The following is a 19,575-nucleotide window of genomic DNA, read 5'->3' on the forward strand; positions in this document are numbered from 1 at the left end:
TGCTATTCGCCAAGCGCATCTTCGAGGAATGCCTCGAGCTGCGCCAGGTGTTTCGACATGAGGCCCGTCGCCGGCGATGCGGCGGCCGGACGGCCCGTGTAGCGAACGCGGGTGTTCTTTGCCTCGATGTGCTGCAGAACCCACTCAAGATACGGCTCGATGAAGGACCAGGCGCCCATGTTCTTGGGCTCTTCCTGACACCACACCATTTCCGCGTTCTTGAAGCGCGAAAGCTCGTTGATCAGAGCCTTGGCCGGGAACGGGTAGAGCTGCTCGACGCGCAGCAGGTAGACATCGTCCAGCCCGCGCTTCTCGCGCTCTTCATAGAGGTCGTAATAGACCTTGCCCGTGCACAGCACGACGCGGCGGATCTTCGAATCCTTCACCAGCTTGACGCCGTTCGCATCCTGATGCTCCGCATCGTCCCACAGCAGACGGTGGAACGCGCTCTCGCCGGAGAGTTCGGCCAGCGTCGAGACGCAGCGCTTGTGGCGCAGCAGCGACTTCGGCGTCATCAGGATCAGCGGCTTGCGGAAGTCACGCTTCAGCTGACGGCGCAGGATGTGGAAGTAGTTTGCCGGCGTCGAGCAGTATGCGACCTGCATGTTGTCCTCGGCGCACATCTGCAGCCAGCGTTCGAGGCGGGCGGAGGAGTGCTCCGGACCCTGGCCCTCATAGCCGTGCGGCAGCAGGCACACGAGACCCGACATGCGCAGCCACTTGCGCTCACCAGACGAGATGAACTGGTCGAACACCACCTGCGCGCCGTTGGCGAAGTCGCCGAACTGGGCTTCCCACAGCGTCAGCGCCCGCGGTTCTGCAAGCGAGAAGCCATATTCGAAGCCGAGCACGGCTTCTTCCGAAAGCATCGAGTTGATGACTTCGTAATAGGCCTGCTGCGGTCCCATATTGTTGAGCGGGATGTAGCGGTTCTCGTCGCGCTGGTCGTAAAGCACCGAGTGGCGCTGCGAGAAGGTGCCGCGCTCGGAGTCCTGACCGGAAAGGCGAACCGGGTTGCCTTCGAGCAGGATCGAGCCGAAGGCAAGCGCCTCGGCCGTCGCCCAGTCGATGCCCGCGCCCTCGTCGATCATGCCCTTGCGGTTCTTCATGAAGCGCTGGATCGTGCGGTGGGCTTCAAAGTCCTCCGGCACTTCGGTCAGCTTCTTGCCGATCTCCTTCAGCGTCTTCACCGGCACGGCGGTCTTGCCCCGGCGCTGCTCGTCCGCATGGTCGGCCTTCTTCAGACCCGACCACACGCCGTCCAGCCAGTCGGCCTTGTTCGGCTTGTAGGCCTGGCCCGCATCGAACTCCGTCTCCAGGTTCGAGCGCCATCCAGCACGCATCTCTTCGATGTCGGCTTCGGTAACGAGGCCTTCGGCCAGCATCTTCTTCGCGTAGATTTCGCTGGTCGTGGGGTGCTTGCGGATGTTGCTGTACATCAGCGGCTGCGTGAACGCCGGCTCGTCGCCCTCATTGTGGCCGTAGCGGCGGTAGCAGAACATGTCGATGACCACCGGCTTGTGGAAGGTCATGCGGAATTCGGTCGCAACCTTTGCCGCATAGACCACCGCTTCCGGGTCGTCGCCGTTCACGTGGAAGATCGGCGCTTCGATCATCTTCGCCACATCCGAAGGATAGGGCGAGGAGCGCGAGAAGCGCGGATTGGTCGTGAAGCCGATCTGGTTGTTGATGATGAAGTGCACGGTGCCCGCAACGCGGTGTCCGCGAAGGCCCGAAAGACCGAAACACTCCGCCACCACACCCTGGCCGGCAAAGGCGGCGTCGCCGTGCAGGAGCAGCGGCATGACGCGCGCGCGCTCTTCCGGCGGCACGATCTCTTCGCGCTTGCGGCCAAACACCTGATCCTGCTTGGCGCGGGCCTTGCCCATCACCACAGGGTTCACGATTTCCAGGTGAGACGGGTTGGCGGTCAGCGACAGGTGAACATTGTTGCCGTCGAACGCACGGTCGGAGGAAGCGCCGAGATGGTACTTCACATCGCCCGAACCTTCCACGTCGTCAGGTGCGAAGGAGCCGCCCTTGAACTCGTGGAAGATGGCGCGGTGCGGCTTTTCCATGACCTGTGCGAGCACGTTCAGGCGGCCACGGTGGGCCATGCCGAGAACGATTTCCTTCAGGCCCATCTGGCCGCCGCGCTTGATGATCTGCTCGAGCGCAGGGATCAGCGCTTCACCGCCGTCGAGGCCAAAGCGCTTGGTGCCCTTGTACTTGACGTCGATGAACTGCTCGAAGCCTTCGGCCTCGATCAGCTTCTGCAGGATCGCCTTCTTGCCGTTGGCGGTGAATTCGACGCCCTTGTCCGGACCCTCTATGCGCTCCTGAATCCAGGCTTTTTCGGCGGGGTTGGAGATGTGCATGAACTCGACGCCCAGCGTCGAGCAATAGGTCCGCTTGAGGATGTCGAGCATCTCGCGGATGGTCGCCGTCTCCAGACCAAGCACATGGTCTATAAAGATCGGACGGTCGTAGTCTGCCTCGGTGAAGCCATAGGCCTCTGGCGACAGCTCGTTGTAATCTTCCAGCGGCTTGGCAATGCCAAGCGGGTCGAGATCGGCATGCAGATGGCCGCGCATGCGATAGGCGCGGATCATCATGATGGCGCGCACGGAATCGCGGGTCGCCTGCAGCGTCTCTTCGGGAGAGAGCTTGGCCCCGGCCTTCGCAGCCTTGTCCTTGATTTTGCCGTCGAAGTGTTTTTCGACCGCGCCCCAGTCGCCATCAAGCGCCGAGACGAGTTCGCCATTGGCGGCCTGCGGCCAGCCCTTCTTCTTCCAGGACGCGCCGGCGGCGTTCTTCTTCACATCGGCTGCGTCGTCCTTGAGCGCGCCGAAGAAGTCCCGCCAGTCCTCGCTGACCGAGGCTGGATTGTCCTGATAGCTGGCGTAAAGCTCCTCGATGTAGGCAGCGTTGCCGCCATACAGGAACGAGGTGAGCGACATTTGGTCGTTGGCCTGATCTTGCCGTGCCATATCACTTCCCGGAACGACGGTTCCGGCTCCTTGGTCGCCGGCAATAAAAGCCGGACAGTCACATTGTTCCCGGCTGCCACTTGTGTGGCAAGCCGGGATTGATCGTCCTCAACCCTTGATCGCTTCGACGAGCGTCTGGCCAAGGCGCGCCGGGGAGGGCGATACCTTGATGCCAGCAGCTTCCATCGCTGCAATCTTGTCTTCTGCGCCACCCTTGCCGCCGGAAATCACGGCGCCTGCGTGGCCCATGGTGCGTCCGGGAGGAGCCGTACGGCCCGCGATGAAGCCGGCCATCGGCTTCTTGCGGCCCTTCTTGGCCTCGTCGCGCAGGAACTGGGCTGCTTCTTCTTCTGCCGAACCGCCGATCTCACCGATCATGATGATGGATTCGGTCGCGTCGTCGGCAAGGAACATCTCCAGCACGTCGATGAACTCGGTGCCCTTCACCGGGTCGCCGCCGATGCCAACGGCCGTCGTCTGGCCGAGGCCGGCATTGGTCGTCTGGAACACGGCCTCATAGGTGAGCGTGCCCGAGCGCGACACGACGCCAACGGAACCCTTCTGGAAGATGTTGCCCGGCATGATGCCGATCTTGCACTCGTTCGGCGTCAGGACGCCGGGGCAGTTCGGGCCGATCAGGCGCGAGTTGGACTTCTCGAGCTTCGCCTTCACATGGACCATGTCCATCACCGGAATGCCTTCCGTGATGCAGACGATGAGCGGGATTTCCGCCTCGATGGCCTCGATGATGGCCGCGCCTGCGCCTGCCGGCGGAACGTAGATCACGGACGCGTTTGCGCCGGTCTTGTCCTTGCCTTCGGCAACGGATGCGAAGATCGGGAGCTCTTCACCGCCCTGGCCGGTCCAGGTGGAGCCGCCCTTCTTGGGGTGAATGCCGCCGACCATCTGCGTGCCGTGATAGGCGAGCGCCTGTTCGGTGTGGAAGGTGCCGGTCTTGCCGGTCAGGCCCTGCACCAGGACCTTGGTGTCTTTGTTGACGAGAATGGACATCTTGGCTCAGCTTCCCTTAACGGCTGCAACGATCTTCTTGGCGGCGTCGTCGAGATCATCGGCGGCGATCACGTTGAGACCGCTTTCGTTGATGATCTTCTTGCCAAGATCGACATTGGTGCCTTCGAGGCGAACCACCAGCGGAACCTTCAGACCCACTTCCTTGACGGCAGCGACAACGCCTTCAGCGATGACGTCGCAGCGCATGATGCCGCCGAAGATGTTGACCAGAATGCCTTCCACTGCCGGATCGGCGGTGATGATCTTGAACGCTGCCGTCACCTTCTCCTTGGTGGCGCCGCCACCAACGTCGAGGAAGTTGGCAGGCTCGGCTCCGTAGAGCTTGATGATGTCCATCGTGGCCATCGCAAGACCGGCGCCGTTGACCATGCAGCCGATATTGCCGTCCAGCGCCACATAGGCGAGGTCGTATTTCGAAGCCTCGATTTCCTTCGCGTCTTCCTCGGTCGTGTCGCGCAGGGCAACCACGTCCTCGTGACGGAACAGCGCGTTGCCGTCGAAGGAGACCTTGGCGTCGAGAACGCGCAGACGGCCATTGTCCATGACGATCAGCGGGTTCACTTCCAGAAGGCTCATGTCCTTCTCGGTGAACGCCTTGTAGAGGATCGGGAACAGCGTCTCGCCGTCCTTCGCCGCGTCGCCCTCGAGCTTCAGCGCCTCGTTGAGCTTCTTCACGTCGTCAGCCGTCACGCCCGTATCCGGGTCGATGGGGAGCGTGAGGATCTTCTCAGGCGTCTCTTCTGCAACGGCCTCGATGTCCATGCCGCCTTCCGTCGAAACGACGAAAGCCGGACGGCCGACCGTGCGGTCGATGAGGATCGAGAGGTAGAGCTCGCGGTCGATGTCCGCACCGTCCTCGATGTAGAGGCGGTTCACCTGCTTGCCGGCCGGGCCGGTCTGCTTGGTGACGAGCGTGTTGCCCAGCATCTCGTTGGTGTGAGCGACAACTTCCTCGACGCTCTTCGCAAGGCGCACGCCGCCCTTTGCGTCAGCGCCGAGTTCGGTGAACTTGCCCTTGCCGCGTCCACCGGCGTGGATCTGGCTCTTCACCACATAGAGCGGACCGGGAAGCTGCTTTGCAGCAGCTTCGGCTTCGCCCTTCTCGAACACCGGCACGCCATCGGCCACCGGTGCGCCATAGCTCTTCAGAAGCTGCTTGGCTTGATACTCGTGAATGTTCATGGCGCGGCCTACTCCTACTTTTTCAGGTTGGGCGCGATGTTGGCGCAGGCCTCGCAAAGACCGGCGACGGCCTCGACGGACTGGTCGAACATCTTCTGCTCGTTCTTGTTCAGGTCGATCTCGATGACGCGCTCGACGCCGCCGGCGCCGATCACCGTCGGAACACCGACATACATGTCCTTGACGCCATACTGGCCGGCAAGATGCGCTGCGCAGGGCAGGACGCGCTTCTTGTCCTTCAGGTAGCTCTCGGCCATGAGAATTGCCGAGGAAGCCGGAGCGTAATAGGCGGAGCCGGTCTTCAGCAGGCCGACGATCTCTGCGCCGCCGTCACGGGTGCGCTGTACGATCTGGTCGATCTTTTCGTTGGAGGTCCAGCCCATCTTCACCAGATCCGGGATCGGGATGCCGGCAACGGTGGAGTAGCGCGTCAGCGGAACCATCGAATCGCCGTGTCCGCCCAGCACGAAGGCCGTCACGTCTTCGACGGAGACCTTGAACTCTTCCGACAGGAAGTGGCGGAAACGGGCCGAGTCCAGCACGCCGGCCATGCCGACCACGTGGCTCTTCGGCAGGCCGGAGAACTTCTGCAGCGCCCAGACCATGGCGTCGAGCGGGTTGGTGATGCAGATCACGAAAGCGTTGGGGGCGTATTTCTTGATGCCCGCGCCAACCTGCTCCATGACCTTGAGGTTGATGCCCAGAAGGTCATCGCGGCTCATGCCCGGCTTGCGGGCGACGCCGGCGGTGACGATGCAGACATCCGCGCCTTCAATGGCGGAATAGTCGTTGGCGCCAACCATCTTTGCGTCAAAGCCTTCGACCGGAGCCGACTCGGCGATGTCCAGTCCCTTGCCCTGGGGAATGCCCTCGGCAATGTCGAACAGGACAACGTCGCCCAGTTCTTTCAAGCCCGCCAGATGTGCGAGCGTTCCACCGATCATGCCGGAGCCGATTAGAGCGATCTTGTCGCGTGCCATGTGGATAGAATTCCCCCTTGTGTCGAAAGGATAGGTGGTGAGATTTGTCTAAAGAGAAAATGCGCGCGTCGCGTTTTGCCTGTGCCGTGTCACACCGATGCATTCGGGCCTACGTCCCGCCACGGACCTTTGTTCAAAGGCGCGGCAAATTCGTGGCGTGGCCCGCTCTGTAAGCCTCTCTGGAATAAGCATACTGGCAGGAAAATTCAACCGGTTCTTACACGGCCAGAAATTTCAATCGTTTAGACAGTTTGGGAGTTACGTAAACGTAAAAATTTTGCCCGATTAATGTGCATATCTGCAGACTCTCCGGTGTTCTGGCCGATCTTCTGGCTGCTTTTTCGCGCTGACCGGTCGTCAGTCTTTCTTTCCGGCCTGATCGTCGTCCGTCTCAGTCCGGTCACGGCTTTTCGCGGTGGTCCGCTCAAGCCAGTCCCGGCTCTGCATTTCGATCAGGCGCGAGGCCGTGCGGTCGAACTCGAAGGCTTCCGTGCCGTTGCTAGCCGTATATAGAGCCTCCGGTGCGGCTTGGGCAGAGACAAAGAGCCGCGCTTCGGCGTCATAGAGCGTGTCGATCAGCAGGATGAAGCGCTTGGCCTCGTTGCGGCGCTTCATGTCCATGGTCGGCACATTGTCGATGAAGACCGTGTCGAACGCCCCGGCAATGGCCAGATAGTCGCGCGCGCCCAGCGGCTTTTCGCAGAGATCGGCAAAGGCAAAGCGCGCTGCCGATCCGGAAGCCTGCGGCACCGCCACCGCGCGTCCCTTCACCGTCAGCGTCGCCGGCTCGACGGGCTGCCCGTCCACCACCGTGTTCCAGGCTTCATCCATCTGCTCCCGGGCCGCCGCGTCGTCGGGCGTCATGTAGACGGGAATGCGGTTCAGCTTCTGCATCCGGTAATCGGTATCGATGTCGAGTTCCAGGACGCGGGTGTGATCCTTGAGAATGCCAATGAAGGGCAGGAAAAGGCCACGGTTGAGCCCGTCGCGATAGAGGTTGTCAGGTGCGACATTGGAAGTCGCGACCAGCACCACGCCGCGTTCGAACAGCGCCGAGAAAAGCCGCGACAGGATCATCGCGTCGGCAATGTCGGTCACCGTGAATTCGTCGAAGCACAGCACCCATGCTTCCTTCGCAAGGGCGGCCGCAACGGGCGGGATGGGATCCGTTTCCTGCGTCTCGCCGGCCTTCAGCGCCTCGCGGTGCCGGCCGATGCGGTCATGCACGTCGGCCATGAAATCGTTGAAATGCGCGCGTCGCTTGTGTTCCACGGGCACGAGTTCATGGAAAAGGTCCATGAGCATGGTCTTGCCGCGCCCGACGCCGCCATAGACATAGAGCCCGCGCACGGGCTCCTGCACCTTGCGGCGTTTGGCGAACAGCCAGCCAAGCGCGCTCGATTTGCGCGCCAGTCTTTTGTCGCTGATTTCGCCGATCAGCTGGTCGAGCGCCGCCGCGATCTTTTCCTGCACGGGGTCGCGCGCAATCGCACCGGTCTCGACCAGATGGTCGTAGCGCTTTGTGACGGAGGGATGGGTCACGAGACCGTCACGCAATGTCATGTCAGACTTTCAAGCTTGGCCTTTCGGCCGAAATGTGTTGGCGGTCTTGCTTTAGCGCGACAGCGAAATCGGCTGACCGTTGCTGGTCTGACCATCGAAACGGCCTGCGCCCGACGAATAGAGCGTTGCCAGCACGCTGCCATTGGCGTCGTAGAAAGCGAGCTGCTTGCCCTCGACATTCCACGATTTCACACCGTCCATCGGTGCGGGGCAGCGCAGCGGGCCGGCGCGGTAGCCGGCGCCGAACTTGGTCTGCGGCGTGGCCACGCGGCAGGACTGGCCGGCCACATTGACGCTCCACACGCCGGCAACGCTGCCGGTGGAAACTTCCGCGGCCGTGTTCGGGTCGATCGCGGCCATCTGCGTCTGCTGCGGCGCTTCGGGGAACTGCGACGGATCCGTCTGCGTGGCGGAGGGCGGCGGCAGCTGGTTCGACGTCACGACGCCGGACGGTGCGGACGGCAGCGGCTGCGGCGCGGGGCTGTTCATGGATGAGAAGCGGTCGCTCTGACAGCCGGCAAGCGCCAGCGCCATCAGCGATACTGCCAGAATTGCGGTTTTGTTATGCGGCATTCCGTTTCTCCGTTTGCGCGACCAATGCACGAGCATCCACACCGGTTCCATCTAAATGCCCGATCGTGGCAAAGTTTGGCGATTATAACAGCCCACCCATGGTTAAGAACCGGTTTCGAGCATGTCTGTTTGTAACTGTTTCTTATTGGCAACAGTATCCGCGGGCCTCTTTCACCCCTCTGGGAACCAGCCCGGCCCTCCCGCGTTGATGCAGCTCAACAGGCGCTGGAGCGTTTTGCATGCCGGTCACCATGCCAGAAGGCCGGGTGTCGCATGAAGAAAAGCGGCCGCCCGGCGCTGCAAAAGGAGGGCCGAAAATGCTGAAATGGATTCTCATTCTCTTGATCGTTGCCGCCGTCGCGGGTCTGCTGGGCATGAACAGCCTGGCGGGCGCGGCCATGACCGGCGCAAAACTCTTGATCGCCGTGGTGCTGATCCTCTTCCTTCTCGCCGTGTTGGGCATTGTCGTCATAGCCTGACGCCGCGTGCGATTGATGGGCCGAATGATGGGCCGTTTGTCTGGTAATTTTGCCTGTCATCAGCCATATAGGCGCCTGAGACACAGGGTTTTGGAGCCACTATGGCGCTTGAGGCAGCATTCGCGAAGATGAACGGCCTCGGCAACGCAATCATCGTTGCCGACATGCGCGGGCGCGCGGACAGGGTTTCGCCCGAGGCCGCCCGCGCCCTCAACGCCGATCCCGCGACCCGGTTCGACCAGATCATGGCCATCCATGATCCGCGCGTCGCCGGCACGCACAATTACATCGAAATTCTCAATTCCGACGGCACTCAGGCGCAGGCCTGCGGCAATGGCACACGCTGTGTCGTGCAGGCGCTCGCCGCCGAAACGGGACAGAAGGTCTTCACCTTCCAGACCGTTGCCGGCATCCTCAACGCCGAGGAACATGAGGACGGCCTGATCTCGGTCGACATGGGCAAGCCGCGCTTCGGCTGGCAGGACATTCCGCTCGCCGAAGAGTTTCGCGACACGCGCATGATCGAGCTGCAGGTCGGTCCCATCGATGCGCCGGTGCTGCATTCGCCCTCCGTCGCCTCCATGGGTAACCCCCATGCGATCTTCTGGGTCGAGGGCGATGTCAGTGATTACGACCTGCCGCGCTTCGGTCCGCTTCTTGAAAATCACCCGATCTTCCCGGAGCGCGCCAACATCTCCATCGCTCAGGTCACCGCCGATGACGCGCTGACGCTGCGCACCTGGGAGCGGGGCGCAGGGCTTACGCGCGCCTGCGGCTCGGCCGCCTGCGCTGCCGCCGTGTCCGCCGCGCGCACCGGACGCACCGGTCGCCATGTCACCGTCACCGTGCCGGGCGGGCCGCTCGATATTCTGTGGCGCGAAGACGATCACGTCATCATGACCGGCCCCGCCGAATGGGAATTCTCCGGCCGTTTCGACCCCGCCACCGGGGCCTGGGAGCGCGAGACCGAGGGAGCAGCCTGAATGGCGGTGGATGTTCTGACATTCGGGTGCCGGCTGAACGCCTACGAGTCCGAGGTCATCAAGCGCGAGGCGAAAGACGCCGGGCTTGAGGAGCTGGCGGGCGGCGCGGTCGTCATCAACACCTGCGCCGTGACCGGCGAGGCGGTGCGTCAGGCCCGCCAGGCGATCCGCAAGGCGCGGCGTGAAAACCCCGATGCCCGCATCATCGTCACCGGCTGCGCCGCACAGACGGAGCCGGGCACCTTCGACGCCATGGATGAGGTCGATCTCGTTCTCGGCAACGAGGAAAAGCTCAAGGCCCACAATTACCGCGCCCTGCCGGATTTCGGCGTGAACCAGTTCGAGAAGGTTCGCGTCAACGACATCATGGAAGTGCGCGAGACCGCCTCGCACATGGTCGAATCCATCGAGGGCCGCGCCCGCGCCTTCGTTCAGGTGCAGAATGGCTGCGATCACCGCTGCACCTTCTGCATCATTCCCTATGGCCGGGGCAATTCCCGCTCGGTGCCCATGGGCGCGGTGGTCGATCAGGTGCGCCAGCTTGTCGGCAATGGCTATGGCGAAGTGGTGCTCACCGGCGTGGACCTGACCAGTTTCGGGGCCGATCTGCCGGGCAGCCCGCGCCTCGGGCGGCTTGTCTCCACGCTTCTGCGTGAAGTGCCGGAGCTTGAGCGCCTGCGTCTCTCCTCCATCGATTCCATCGAGGCGGATGACGAGCTGATGCGCGCCCTGGCGGAAGAGGAACGGCTGATGCCGCATCTCCACCTTTCGCTTCAGCATGGCGACGACATGATCCTGAAGCGCATGAAGCGCCGCCACCTGCGCGCCGACGCGATCGCATTTTGCGAGCGTGTGCGCACGCTCCGGCCCGACGCCGTGTTCGGCGCAGACATCATTGCCGGTTTCCCGACCGAGACCGACGCGATGTTTGAGAATTCGCTGAAGATCGTCGAGGAATGCGGTCTCACGCATCTCCACGTGTTCCCCTTCAGCCCGCGCGAGGGCACGCCGGCAGCGCGCATGCCGCAGCTCGACCGCGCGCTGGTGAAGGAGCGCGCCGCGCGTCTGCGCGCCGTGGGCGACGCCGCCTATGCGCGGCATCTTGCATCGCTTGACGGCACCCGTCAGCGCATTTTGATCGAGCGGCCAGGGCTTGGCCGCACAGAGGGTTTCACGCTGGCCGCGCTTGAAGGCGGTCAGCCGGGGCAGATTGTCGAGGCGCGGATCACCGGCCACGACGGGGAGCGGCTCACTGCGGTCGCTGTCACACAGGAAGCGGCGTAGCAGGCATGGCATTCGGATTTATCAAGAAGGTCTTCTCGTTCGGCAAGAAAGAGGCCGGGGAGACACCACCCGAAGAGGTCACCGAGACCGAAACGCCGGACGCCGCCGCTGCGGCGCAACCGGCTGACGCCGCACCGGCTTCCGAACCGTCCGAACCCTTGACGGAAGAGCAGCGTGCTCCCGAAATCGTTCCAGAGCCAGAGCCAGAGCCAGAGCCAGAGCCAGAGCCAGAGCCAGAGGTCGAAGAACCGGACGCAGCGCCTGCGACCCCTTCTCCCCTCCTGAGCCCGTCGAAGGGACGGGGAGAAGGTGAGGATGAGGGGCAGCGCGACGCCGACGACATCAAGCCTGCCGCCGAAGCCGCGCCGACACCCTCGACCGATGACGCCCGCCCCTCATCCGGTCCTGCGGACCACCTTCTCCCCGCTGGCGGAGAGAAGGAAGCGGAGCCCGTTATTGAGGTCACGGAAAAGACCGTTGCCGACGAAGCTCTGGAACCGAAGGCCGAAGAACCGGACGCAGCGCCCGCGACTCCTTCTCCCCTCCTGAGCCCGTCGAAGGGGCGGGGAGAAGGTGAGGATGAGGGGCAGCGCGACGTTGACGACATCACGCCGTCACCTGATGCCGCGCAAGCCGCTGCCGCCGGCAAGGTCGCCGTCTCCAAAGCCGTCGAGCGCGTGGAAGAGAAGGCTCCCGAACAGGAAACGCCGCAGCCGCGCAAGCCATGGTTCCAGCGTCTGCGCGAGGGGCTGTCGCGCTCGTCGCGCGAGCTGCGCGATTCCATTGCCGGCGTCTTCACCAAGCGCAAGCTGGACGAAGACACGCTTCAGGATCTCGAAGACGTTCTGCTGCGCGCCGACCTCGGCCTTGAGACCGCCATGCGCGTGACCGATGCGCTGGCGTCGGGCCGCTACGGCAAGGATGTGTCGGGCGAGGAAGTGCAGGCCGTCATGGCCGAGGAAATCGAGAAGGTCCTGGCGCCGGTCGCCATGCCGCTCGAACTCGACCTCTCGCACAAACCGCATGTCATTCTCGTGGTTGGCGTCAACGGCACCGGCAAGACGACCACCATCGGCAAGCTGGCCGCAAAGCTCACCGAGGGCGGGCTCAAGGTCACGCTGGGCGCTGGCGACACGTTCCGCGCCGCCGCCATCGAGCAGCTCAAGATCTGGGGCGAACGCACCGGCTCGCCGGTCGTTTCCTCAAAACTCGGCGCGGATGCGGCGGGGCTTGCCTTCGATGCCTATGAAAAGGCGAAGGAAGCCGGCTCCGACGTGCTGATCATCGACACCGCCGGCCGTCTTCAGAACAAGGCGGAGCTGATGGCGGAGCTTGAGAAGATCGTGCGCGTGCTCGGCAAGCATGATCCCGATGCGCCGCACACCGTCCTTCAGACGGTCGACGCGACCACCGGGCAGAACGCCCTTAATCAGGTCGAAATCTTCCGCAATGTTGCGGGCGTGAACGGTCTGGTCATGACCAAGCTCGACGGCACGGCGCGCGGCGGTATCCTTGTTTCCATCGCCGCCAAGCACAAGCTGCCGGTCTATTTCATCGGCGTCGGCGAGCAGGTCGACGATCTCGAACCCTTCTCGGCGAGTGATTTCGCCAAGGCGATTGCAGGAGTTGCATAAGCGTGAGCGAGAAACACATCTTTGAACGCGACCCCGCCGATCCCAAGCGCAAGGAGATCAACCCGATCCTCAAGCTGGCGCTGGAACTGGGGCCGCTCATGGTGTTCTTCTTCGCCAATTCGCGCGGCGAGTGGCTGGTCGGGCGCTTTCCCGCGCTGGCGGAGCTCGGTGGCCCGTTGTTCGTTGCAACCGCGCTCTTCATGGCCGCCACGGCCATTGCGCTCGCCGTTTCGTGGGTCCTCACGCGCACCCTTCCCATCATGCCGCTCGTTTCGGGCGTTGTGGTGTTCGTGTTCGGCGCGCTGACGCTCTACCTGCACAGCGAAATCTTCATCAAGATGAAGCCGACCATCGTCAACACGCTGTTCGGCGTGGTGCTTCTGGGCGGTCTCGCCTTCGGCAAGTCGCTGCTCGGCTATGTGTTCGATTCCGCTTTCAAGCTGGATGCGGAAGGCTGGCGCAAGCTCACCCTGCGCTGGGGCCTGTTCTTCATCTTCCTGGCGGTGGTCAACGAAGTGGTGTGGCGGATGTTCTCCACCGACACCTGGGTCGCCTTCAAGGTGTGGGGCATCATGCCGATCACCATTCTCTTCACGATGAGCCAGATGCCGCTCATCATGAAGCACTCGCTGGAAGAGCCCACCAAGTAAGCACGATGCGCAGATTCAACAGGTTAGAGCGTCCTTTGTGCGTCCGAATGGACGCACGGCGCTCTAGCCGGCGGCATCCCGCCTTGCGGCGCTGATGGCGTCGTCCAGCCGGCTGTAGAACCGGAGTGCGGGTGGCCGCATCCCGTGGGTGCGCAGCAATTTGCGCACCGGCTGGCTCGCTCCCGCGAGATAGACATTGGTTCCCTGCTGGCGCGCCTTGCGCACGAAACCTTCAATGGTCGCGGCCGCCGTGGAATCGAGAAAGCTCACCGAACCGATATCGATGACATAGGCTTTCGGCTGGCCGCCGATCCGGTCGAGCGCCGCTCCCACCGCAGCCGCCGCGCCGAAGAAGAACGCGCCGGCAATGCGGTAGACGACCACATCGTCATCCGTCGCGTTCGCCGCCGAATAGGGGCCTTCGCCGCTGTCTGGCTGGTCGCTCAGCGATGAAACGCCATGCTCCACGCGCACCGCTTCCGACATGCGGTGCAAAAAGAGCAGCGCGCCGAGGCCGAAGCCCACCAGAATGCCCTCTGTCAGGTCGCGGAACACCACCAGCAGGAACGTCACCAGAAGCACCACCGCGTCGCCCCACGAGGAGCGCAGCAGTGCTGCAAACTGGTGCTTCTCCGCCATGTTCCACGCCACAACGGCCAGAATGGCGGCAAGGGCTGAAAGCGGGATGAAGCGCGCCAGCGGCGCGGCCACCAGCATGAACGCCAGAAGAAACAGCGAATGCAGCATGCCTGAAACGGGCCCGCGTGCGCCGGCCCGCACATTGGCGGCCGTGCGCGCAATGGTGCCCGTCACACAGAAGCCGCCAAACAGCGCCGAACCGATATTGGCCGCGCCCTGCGCCACCAGTTCGCTGTTGGAGCGGTGCCGGCGGCCGGTCATGGAATCGGCCACCACCGCCGAAAGCAGGCTTTCAATACCGCCCAGAAGCGCAAACGAGAAAGCGGCGGGCAGAACCGCCATGATCTTTTCGGTGCTCAGGTCCGGCAGATGCGGGGCGGGCAGCATTTGCGGAATGCCGCCGAACCGTGAGCCGATGGTTTCCACCGGCAGACCCAGCGCCCAGGCGACCAGCGTGGCCGCCACCACGGCGATCAGAAAGCCCGGCCAGTGCGGCCGCCAGCGGCGCAGCCCGACGATCACGGCCACCGAGCCAAGCGCCAGCAAAAGTGCTGCGGCGTTCACCGTCGGCGCGGCTTCCGCCAGCGCCTGCAATTTGGGGATGAAAGGCCCGGGCTCCGCGCCCGACAGCGTCAGGCCGAAGAAATCCTTGAGCTGGCTAGTCAGGATGATGACGGCGATGCCGGAGGTGAAGCCCACCGTGACCGGGTAGGGCACGTATTTGATGAAGGTTCCCAGCCGCAGAAAGCCGATGGCAAGCAGGATGAAGCCGGAGAGGAAGGTGGCGAGGATCAGCCCGTCTATGCCGTGCGCCTGCACCGTTGCGAAAACGAGCACGATGAACGCGCCCGCCGGTCCGCCGATCTGAAACCGGCTGCCGCCAAGCGCTGAAACCAGAAAGCCGCCGACAATGGCCGTGTAGAGCCCGCGCTCCGGCGGCACGCCCGAAGCGATGGCGATGGCCATCGACAGTGGCAGCGCGATGATCGCAACCGTCAGGCCGGCAACAATGTCGGCCTTGAGCGCGGCAGGGCCATAGCCCTCGCGCAGCACGGTCAGCAGTTTGGGCGTGAAAAGAGCAGTGAAACCGGGGCGCGTGGCGCTCGCCTGCATGGGAAAGCCTCATACCATCGGCAGCGGAAGGCCGTCGGCGTCTTGCAGGCGGTCGCCGTTGCATTTCGTCTCAGACGGATTTCACCTTTGCCGGGGTCGGCTCCCTGAAGCGCACGCCGCGGCCGGTGCCGAGGCTGGGCGCATGGTCACCGATCAGCTCGATGCCGGCGGCGCCCAGCGCCTCGACCACCTTGGACAGCGTGTCGACCACGCCGCGCACATTGCCTTCGCTGGCCTCCATTCGCTGAATGGTGGGCAGGGAAACGCCCGCTAACTCGGCCAGCTGTTTCTGGTCGATGCCCAGAAGGGCGCGGGCGGCGCGCATTTGTGCGGCGGTAATCATTGGCGCTCCGTCTTAGGATGCATATAATATCTTTCACTATTGATGTCTAGTACATCACTTTTGATGCTCTGACATCAATTAATGATGTTTGGAGCCTTGGCCCTAGGCACCCGATAACCCGATAATGCCGCCCATGATCAGCGCAACGCCCAGCCAGTGGCCGGCGTCGATCACGCTCAGCGTCCATCCGAAGCCCTGATAGCGCTGGTTGACGACCACGGTTGTCGCCATGAAGCCGAGCCACAGGAATGCGCCCGAGATAATGCCGTTCCAGAATGTTACCTGGCCCAGGCCCAGATGGCCGATCACGCCGGCCAGCACCCACGCCATGATCAGCTCCGCCACAAACGCGGCAATGACGAGTGGGGGCGTCATCTTTGCCTCTTCGGGCTTGATGCGTGCGGCCTTCATCCATGCCGTTCCCAGCGCGCGATAATAGAGCGCTCCGAACAGGCAGGCGGCCACCGCCGCCACAAAAATGGCAAGAAAATTGAGCCCCGCAAAATCCATCGTGTCCTCCTCCTCCGATGTCTTGAGCCGGGATTGAACCCATGCCCCCCGGAGTGGTCAAGTGAATTGCCAGACTGTGGTGCGTTTCACTTCGGCATCTTCCAGCGCGCGCGTCACCGGCACGGTGTAGACGGCGAGTTCGGAAAGGCGCTCGCGCGGCAGGTAGCTGCGGCCGGGATCACCGACAATCACGGTGGAGCCGGCCCGTGAAAGCCGTTCGAACCATGGCGTCAGCGTCTCGGTCATGGCCCTGTCGTAGAAAACGTCGCCCGCCAGCACCACGTCCCATCCGTCCGTCAGTCCGACGAGATCGTCCTGCGTGGTTTCGAACAATACGTGGTTTTCCGCCATGTTCAGCGCGCAGGCCGGTGCGCTGAACGGATCGATATCCGCCGCCGTCACGCGTTTGGCGCCCGCCATTGCAGCGGCGATGGCGACCAGTCCCGAGCCGGTGGCGAAGTCCAGCACGGTGCGGTCGCGCACGGTTTCGGGATGGTCGAGCACATACCGCGCAAGCCCCTGTCCGCCCGCCCAGGCAAAGGCCCAGAAGGGCGGCGGCAGACCGATTTCGGCAAGTTCCTCTTCGGTGCGTTGCCAGAGGTCGTGCGCCTCGTCGGCCAGATGAAGGGCGATCTCGGGCACATGCGGCGGTCGCGTCAGCGCCGTGTTGGCGCGGATGAACGCCGCCGCATTGTCCGCAGTGATTCGCCTCATGCGCGTTCTCAGAGGATTTTCTTGAGGCCACCCATGCGGCAGATCTCGGCCCATTCGTCCGGCCGCACCGGCTGCACGGAAAGCCTGGAATTGTTGACCAGAACCATTTCCGAAAGCATCGGATTGGCCTTGATCTCCGCCAGTGTCACCGGGCGGGGCATCTCTTCCACCGCGCGAATGTCCACGCATTCCCAGCGCGGGTCATCGGTCGTCGTGTCGGGATGCGCCAGTGCACACACTTCCACGATGCCCACCACGGAGGTTTCCTTGACCGAGTGGTAGAAGAAGCCGCGGTCGCCGAGCTTCATCTCGCGCATGTTGTTGCGTGCCTGATAGTTGCGCACGCCGTCCCACTGCTCGCCCGCGTCGCCTTTTTTCTTCTGCATCTCCCACGACCAGGTGGAAGGCTCGGACTTGAACAGCCAATAGGCCATCATGCGTTCTCCGGATTGTTGAAGACCCAGTTCCAGGCCCGTATTTCAACGGATTCGAACAGGCCCGCAAGGGCGTAAGGATCGGCTGCGGCGATCAGCTCCGCCGCCGCTTCGTCTTCTGCTTCCACGGCCACAAGGCTGCCGCAGGGCTTGCCCTCGGCGTCGAGGAAGGGACCGGCAAACTTCAGCGCGCCGTTTTCATTGAGCCCGTTCAGATACGCCACATGGTCGGGGCGTGTGCCCAGTCTCGTGTCCAGATGGCCTGGCTTGTCCTTGCAGATAATGGCGAAGATCATGGTGTTTCCCTCCGTGTCATGTTTCGCTTTTGAGCGGGCGTGAAAGCAGGGCTTCCATGGCGGCCTGCACGGTCAGCCTGCCTTTGAGAAGCTCTGTCACGCTTTCGATAATGGGCGCTTCGAGGCCGCGTTCGCGCACGATGCGCGCGGCAATCCCCGCCGTATGCGCGCCTTCGGCCAGCGGTCGGCCCTCAAGGCTTTCCCCGCGTCCCAGCGCTGCCCCAAAGGCAAAATTGCGCGATTGTTCCGAGCCGCAGGTCAGGATCAGGTCGCCGAGGCCCGAAAGCCCCATCAGCGTGTCGGGCCGCGCCCCAAAAGCCTCGCCGATCCGCCGCAGCTCCACGAATCCACGAGTGATCAGCGCCGCCGATGCGCTCGCGCCAAGGCCAGCGCCATGGGTCGCGCCGGCGGCGATGGCCAGAACGTTCTTCAACGCGCCGCCAATCTCCACGCCGGTCAGGTCGTCGGTCGAATAGCAGCGAAGGCGCGGCGCGGAGAGCCGTTCGGCGAGCGTCACCGCCAGATCGGCATTCTGCGCCGCAACTGTCACGGCGGTCGGCAGGCCGCTTGCCAGATCGCTGGCAAAGCTTGGGCCGGAGAGGGCGGCCACCGGGTTCTCCGGCAGCGCCTCGGCGGCGATTTCGGACATCAGCCTGCCCGTCTCGCGCTCAATGCCCTTGGCGCAAAGCACGATCGGGACACCCTTTGCCACATGCGGGGCGGCGTCGGCGAGAACCGTGCGCAGCGTCTGCGCCGGCGTCACCGCCAGCACGCAGTCAGCGCCCTCAAGCGCGCTCTGCATTTCGCTTGTCGCCTTAAGCCGGGCATCGAGCGTGATCCCCGGCAGATACCTTCTGTTGACGTGATCGTCATTGATCGAGCGCGCCAGCGCTTCGTCACGGGCCCAGAGCCGGGCGTGATGGCCGCCGGTCAGCATGGTCGCGCCGAGCGCCGTGCCCCATGCGCCTGCGCCCAGAACGGCGATGGTCCATTTCTGGGCCGATGACTTGGATGACGTCTGGGACGATGTCTCGCTCATGCCTTGGCTCCCCGTTTTCCGGTGCCGAAAAGTGGTGCTGCTGCCTGATCCAGCGGCCAGCGCGGGCGTGGCGCGAAGCCGAGCGCATCGTCCTCGCCAAGCTCTGCTTTGAGCCGCTCCAGACCCGCCCAGGCGATCATCGCCGCATTGTCGCCGCACAGCCGGATCGGCGGTGCGATGAGGCGGAAACCGGTTTTGTCACACAGCGTGTCAAGCGCGGTGCGGATTGCCTGATTGGCAGCCACGCCGCCCGCCACCACAAGCGCCGGCGTTTCGATGTCGGGATGGGTTTCACGGAAGCGTTCCAGACTTCGCTTCACCCGGTCGCTCAGCGTTTCCGTTACCGCCTGCTGGAAGGAGGCGCAGATATCGGCAATGTCGTCCTCGCCGAGCGGGGCCAGCGCAGAGGCCTCGCGCCGCACGGCCGTCTTGAGGCCGGAGAACGAAAAGTCGGGCCGCGCCTCGCCCTTCAGTGGACGCGGAAAGGCAAAGCGCTTCGGGTTGCCGCCTGCGGCCGCCTTTTCCACGCTGGGGCCGCCGGGATAGGGCAGGCCAAGCAGTTTCGCGGTCTTGTCGAACGCCTCGCCCAGCGCATCGTCGATGGTGGATGCCCAGCGCTGATAGCGCCCCACACCTTCCACATGAACGATCTGCGTGTGCCCGCCTGAAACGAGCAGAAGCAGATAGGGAAATTCGATCCCGTCCGTCAGCCGCGCCGTCAGCGCATGGCCTTCCAGGTGATTGACGGGAACAAGCGGCTTGCCGCTCGCCGCCGCAATCGCCTTGGCGGTGGTCAGGCCCACGATCAGCCCGCCGATCAGACCCGGCCCCGCCGTTGCCGCGATGGCGTCGATCTCGGTGAGCGACACGCCTGCTTCATCAAGCGCCGCCTTGATCACCCCGTCCAGCGCTTCCACATGGGCGCGCGCGGCGATCTCCGGCACCACGCCGCCAAAGGCTGCATGGTCGGCAATCTGGCTAAAAACCACATTGGAAAGTATCTCGGTCTTGCCGCCACGATCATCGATCACGGCGGCTGCCGTCTCGTCGCAACTCGTCTCGATGCCAAGGATGCGCGTCATTCAGCCTTACCTGCTCATGTTGCCGTCGCCGCCAATCCCCGTTAGGGGTGTGGTG

General features: G+C 63.6%; 19 protein-coding genes. 5 read left to right on the plus strand and 14 right to left on the minus strand.

Annotated elements, in window-relative coordinates:
* Window positions 1–2: 2 nt before the first annotated feature.
* The 6 genes from NDI72_RS06165 to NDI72_RS06190 all read right to left on the minus strand — a co-directional run bounded on the left by NDI72_RS06165 (window position 3) and on the right by NDI72_RS06190 (window position 8,320).
* Window positions 3–2,990, minus strand: coding sequence for a 2-oxoglutarate dehydrogenase E1 component (locus tag NDI72_RS06165; RefSeq protein WP_283799947.1), 2,988 nt, complete (start codon window positions 2,988–2,990; stop codon window positions 3–5).
* A 108-nt stretch (window positions 2,991–3,098) separates the two neighbouring features.
* The gene (gene sucD, locus NDI72_RS06170; protein ID WP_113153281.1) at window positions 3,099–4,001 is read right to left on the minus strand and encodes a succinate--CoA ligase subunit alpha; all 903 of its coding nucleotides are present in this window, start codon (window positions 3,999–4,001) and stop codon (window positions 3,099–3,101) included.
* Window positions 4,002–4,007: 6 nt separating this feature from the next.
* Window positions 4,008–5,204, minus strand: coding sequence for an ADP-forming succinate--CoA ligase subunit beta (gene sucC, locus NDI72_RS06175; RefSeq protein ID WP_206548406.1), 1,197 nt, complete (start codon window positions 5,202–5,204; stop codon window positions 4,008–4,010).
* A gap of 14 nt (window positions 5,205–5,218) precedes the next feature.
* Entirely contained in the window at window positions 5,219–6,184 is a 966-nt protein-coding gene (gene mdh, locus NDI72_RS06180) for a malate dehydrogenase (RefSeq protein WP_113153279.1), read from the minus strand.
* 357 nt (window positions 6,185–6,541) lie between these two features.
* Window positions 6,542–7,747, minus strand: a complete 1,206-nt coding sequence (zapE, locus tag NDI72_RS06185; protein WP_283799948.1) for a cell division protein ZapE — start codon at window positions 7,745–7,747, stop codon at window positions 6,542–6,544.
* A gap of 51 nt (window positions 7,748–7,798) precedes the next feature.
* Entirely contained in the window at window positions 7,799–8,320 is a 522-nt protein-coding gene (locus NDI72_RS06190; protein WP_113153277.1) for a protease inhibitor Inh/omp19 family protein, read from the minus strand.
* Window positions 8,321–8,637: 317 nt separating this feature from the next.
* On the opposite strand from NDI72_RS06190, the gene NDI72_RS06195 reads away from it, so the two are divergent.
* The 5 genes from NDI72_RS06195 to NDI72_RS06215 all read left to right on the plus strand — a co-directional run bounded on the left by NDI72_RS06195 (window position 8,638) and on the right by NDI72_RS06215 (window position 13,350).
* Entirely contained in the window at window positions 8,638–8,799 is a 162-nt protein-coding gene (locus tag NDI72_RS06195) for a DUF1328 family protein (protein WP_009450858.1), read from the plus strand.
* Between the two features lie 101 nt (window positions 8,800–8,900).
* Entirely contained in the window at window positions 8,901–9,782 is an 882-nt protein-coding gene (gene dapF, locus NDI72_RS06200; protein ID WP_283799949.1) for a diaminopimelate epimerase, read from the plus strand.
* Window positions 9,783–11,066 (plus strand): tRNA (N(6)-L-threonylcarbamoyladenosine(37)-C(2))-methylthiotransferase MtaB, encoded by a 1,284-nt coding sequence (gene mtaB, locus NDI72_RS06205; RefSeq protein WP_283799950.1) that lies wholly within the window; start codon window positions 9,783–9,785, stop codon window positions 11,064–11,066.
* Window positions 11,067–11,071: 5 nt separating this feature from the next.
* Window positions 11,072–12,700: a signal recognition particle-docking protein FtsY gene (gene ftsY, locus NDI72_RS06210; RefSeq protein WP_283799951.1), complete on the plus strand. Its 1,629-nt coding sequence runs from the start codon at window positions 11,072–11,074 to the stop codon at window positions 12,698–12,700.
* Window positions 12,701–12,702: 2 nt separating this feature from the next.
* Complete coding sequence (locus tag NDI72_RS06215) at window positions 12,703–13,350, plus strand: septation protein A (RefSeq protein ID WP_162742206.1); 648 nt, start codon at window positions 12,703–12,705, stop codon at window positions 13,348–13,350.
* Window positions 13,351–13,413: 63 nt separating this feature from the next.
* Here the strand turns inward: NDI72_RS06215 and NDI72_RS06220 are convergent, their stop codons facing one another.
* The 8 genes from NDI72_RS06220 to tsaD all read right to left on the minus strand — a co-directional run bounded on the left by NDI72_RS06220 (window position 13,414) and on the right by tsaD (window position 19,520).
* Window positions 13,414–15,102 (minus strand): SulP family inorganic anion transporter, encoded by a 1,689-nt coding sequence (locus NDI72_RS06220; protein ID WP_206546116.1) that lies wholly within the window; start codon window positions 15,100–15,102, stop codon window positions 13,414–13,416.
* A 70-nt stretch (window positions 15,103–15,172) separates the two neighbouring features.
* Window positions 15,173–15,445, minus strand: coding sequence for a helix-turn-helix domain-containing protein (locus tag NDI72_RS06225; RefSeq protein ID WP_113153272.1), 273 nt, complete (start codon window positions 15,443–15,445; stop codon window positions 15,173–15,175).
* Window positions 15,446–15,547: 102 nt separating this feature from the next.
* On the minus strand, window positions 15,548–15,955 hold the full coding sequence (locus NDI72_RS06230; protein ID WP_206546117.1) for a DUF1761 domain-containing protein: 408 nt from the start codon (window positions 15,953–15,955) through the stop codon (window positions 15,548–15,550).
* 57 nt (window positions 15,956–16,012) lie between these two features.
* A complete protein-coding gene (locus NDI72_RS06235) occupies window positions 16,013–16,669 on the minus strand; it encodes a class I SAM-dependent methyltransferase (protein WP_283799952.1) in 657 nt (218 codons plus the stop codon).
* 8 nt (window positions 16,670–16,677) lie between these two features.
* Window positions 16,678–17,103 carry an EVE domain-containing protein gene (locus NDI72_RS06240; protein ID WP_283800039.1) on the minus strand — a complete coding sequence of 142 codons (426 nt, stop codon included), beginning with the start codon at window positions 17,101–17,103 and terminating at the stop codon, window positions 16,678–16,680.
* Window positions 17,103–17,399 (minus strand): YciI-like protein, encoded by a 297-nt coding sequence (locus NDI72_RS06245; RefSeq protein WP_206994923.1) that lies wholly within the window; start codon window positions 17,397–17,399, stop codon window positions 17,103–17,105. The genes NDI72_RS06240 and NDI72_RS06245 overlap by 1 nt, the downstream gene beginning before the upstream one ends.
* Window positions 17,400–17,415: 16 nt before the next feature.
* Complete coding sequence (locus NDI72_RS06250) at window positions 17,416–18,438, minus strand: NAD(P)H-dependent glycerol-3-phosphate dehydrogenase (protein WP_283799953.1); 1,023 nt, start codon at window positions 18,436–18,438, stop codon at window positions 17,416–17,418.
* The gene (tsaD, locus tag NDI72_RS06255; RefSeq protein WP_283799954.1) at window positions 18,435–19,520 is read right to left on the minus strand and encodes a tRNA (adenosine(37)-N6)-threonylcarbamoyltransferase complex transferase subunit TsaD; all 1,086 of its coding nucleotides are present in this window, start codon (window positions 19,518–19,520) and stop codon (window positions 18,435–18,437) included. The genes NDI72_RS06250 and tsaD overlap by 4 nt, the downstream gene beginning before the upstream one ends.
* Between the last annotated feature and the right edge of the window lie 55 nt (window positions 19,521–19,575).

It is taken from the genome of Nitratireductor sp. GZWM139 (genome assembly GCF_030068685.1).
In the GTDB taxonomy this organism is placed as follows: domain Bacteria; phylum Pseudomonadota; class Alphaproteobacteria; order Rhizobiales; family Rhizobiaceae; genus Nitratireductor; species Nitratireductor aquimarinus.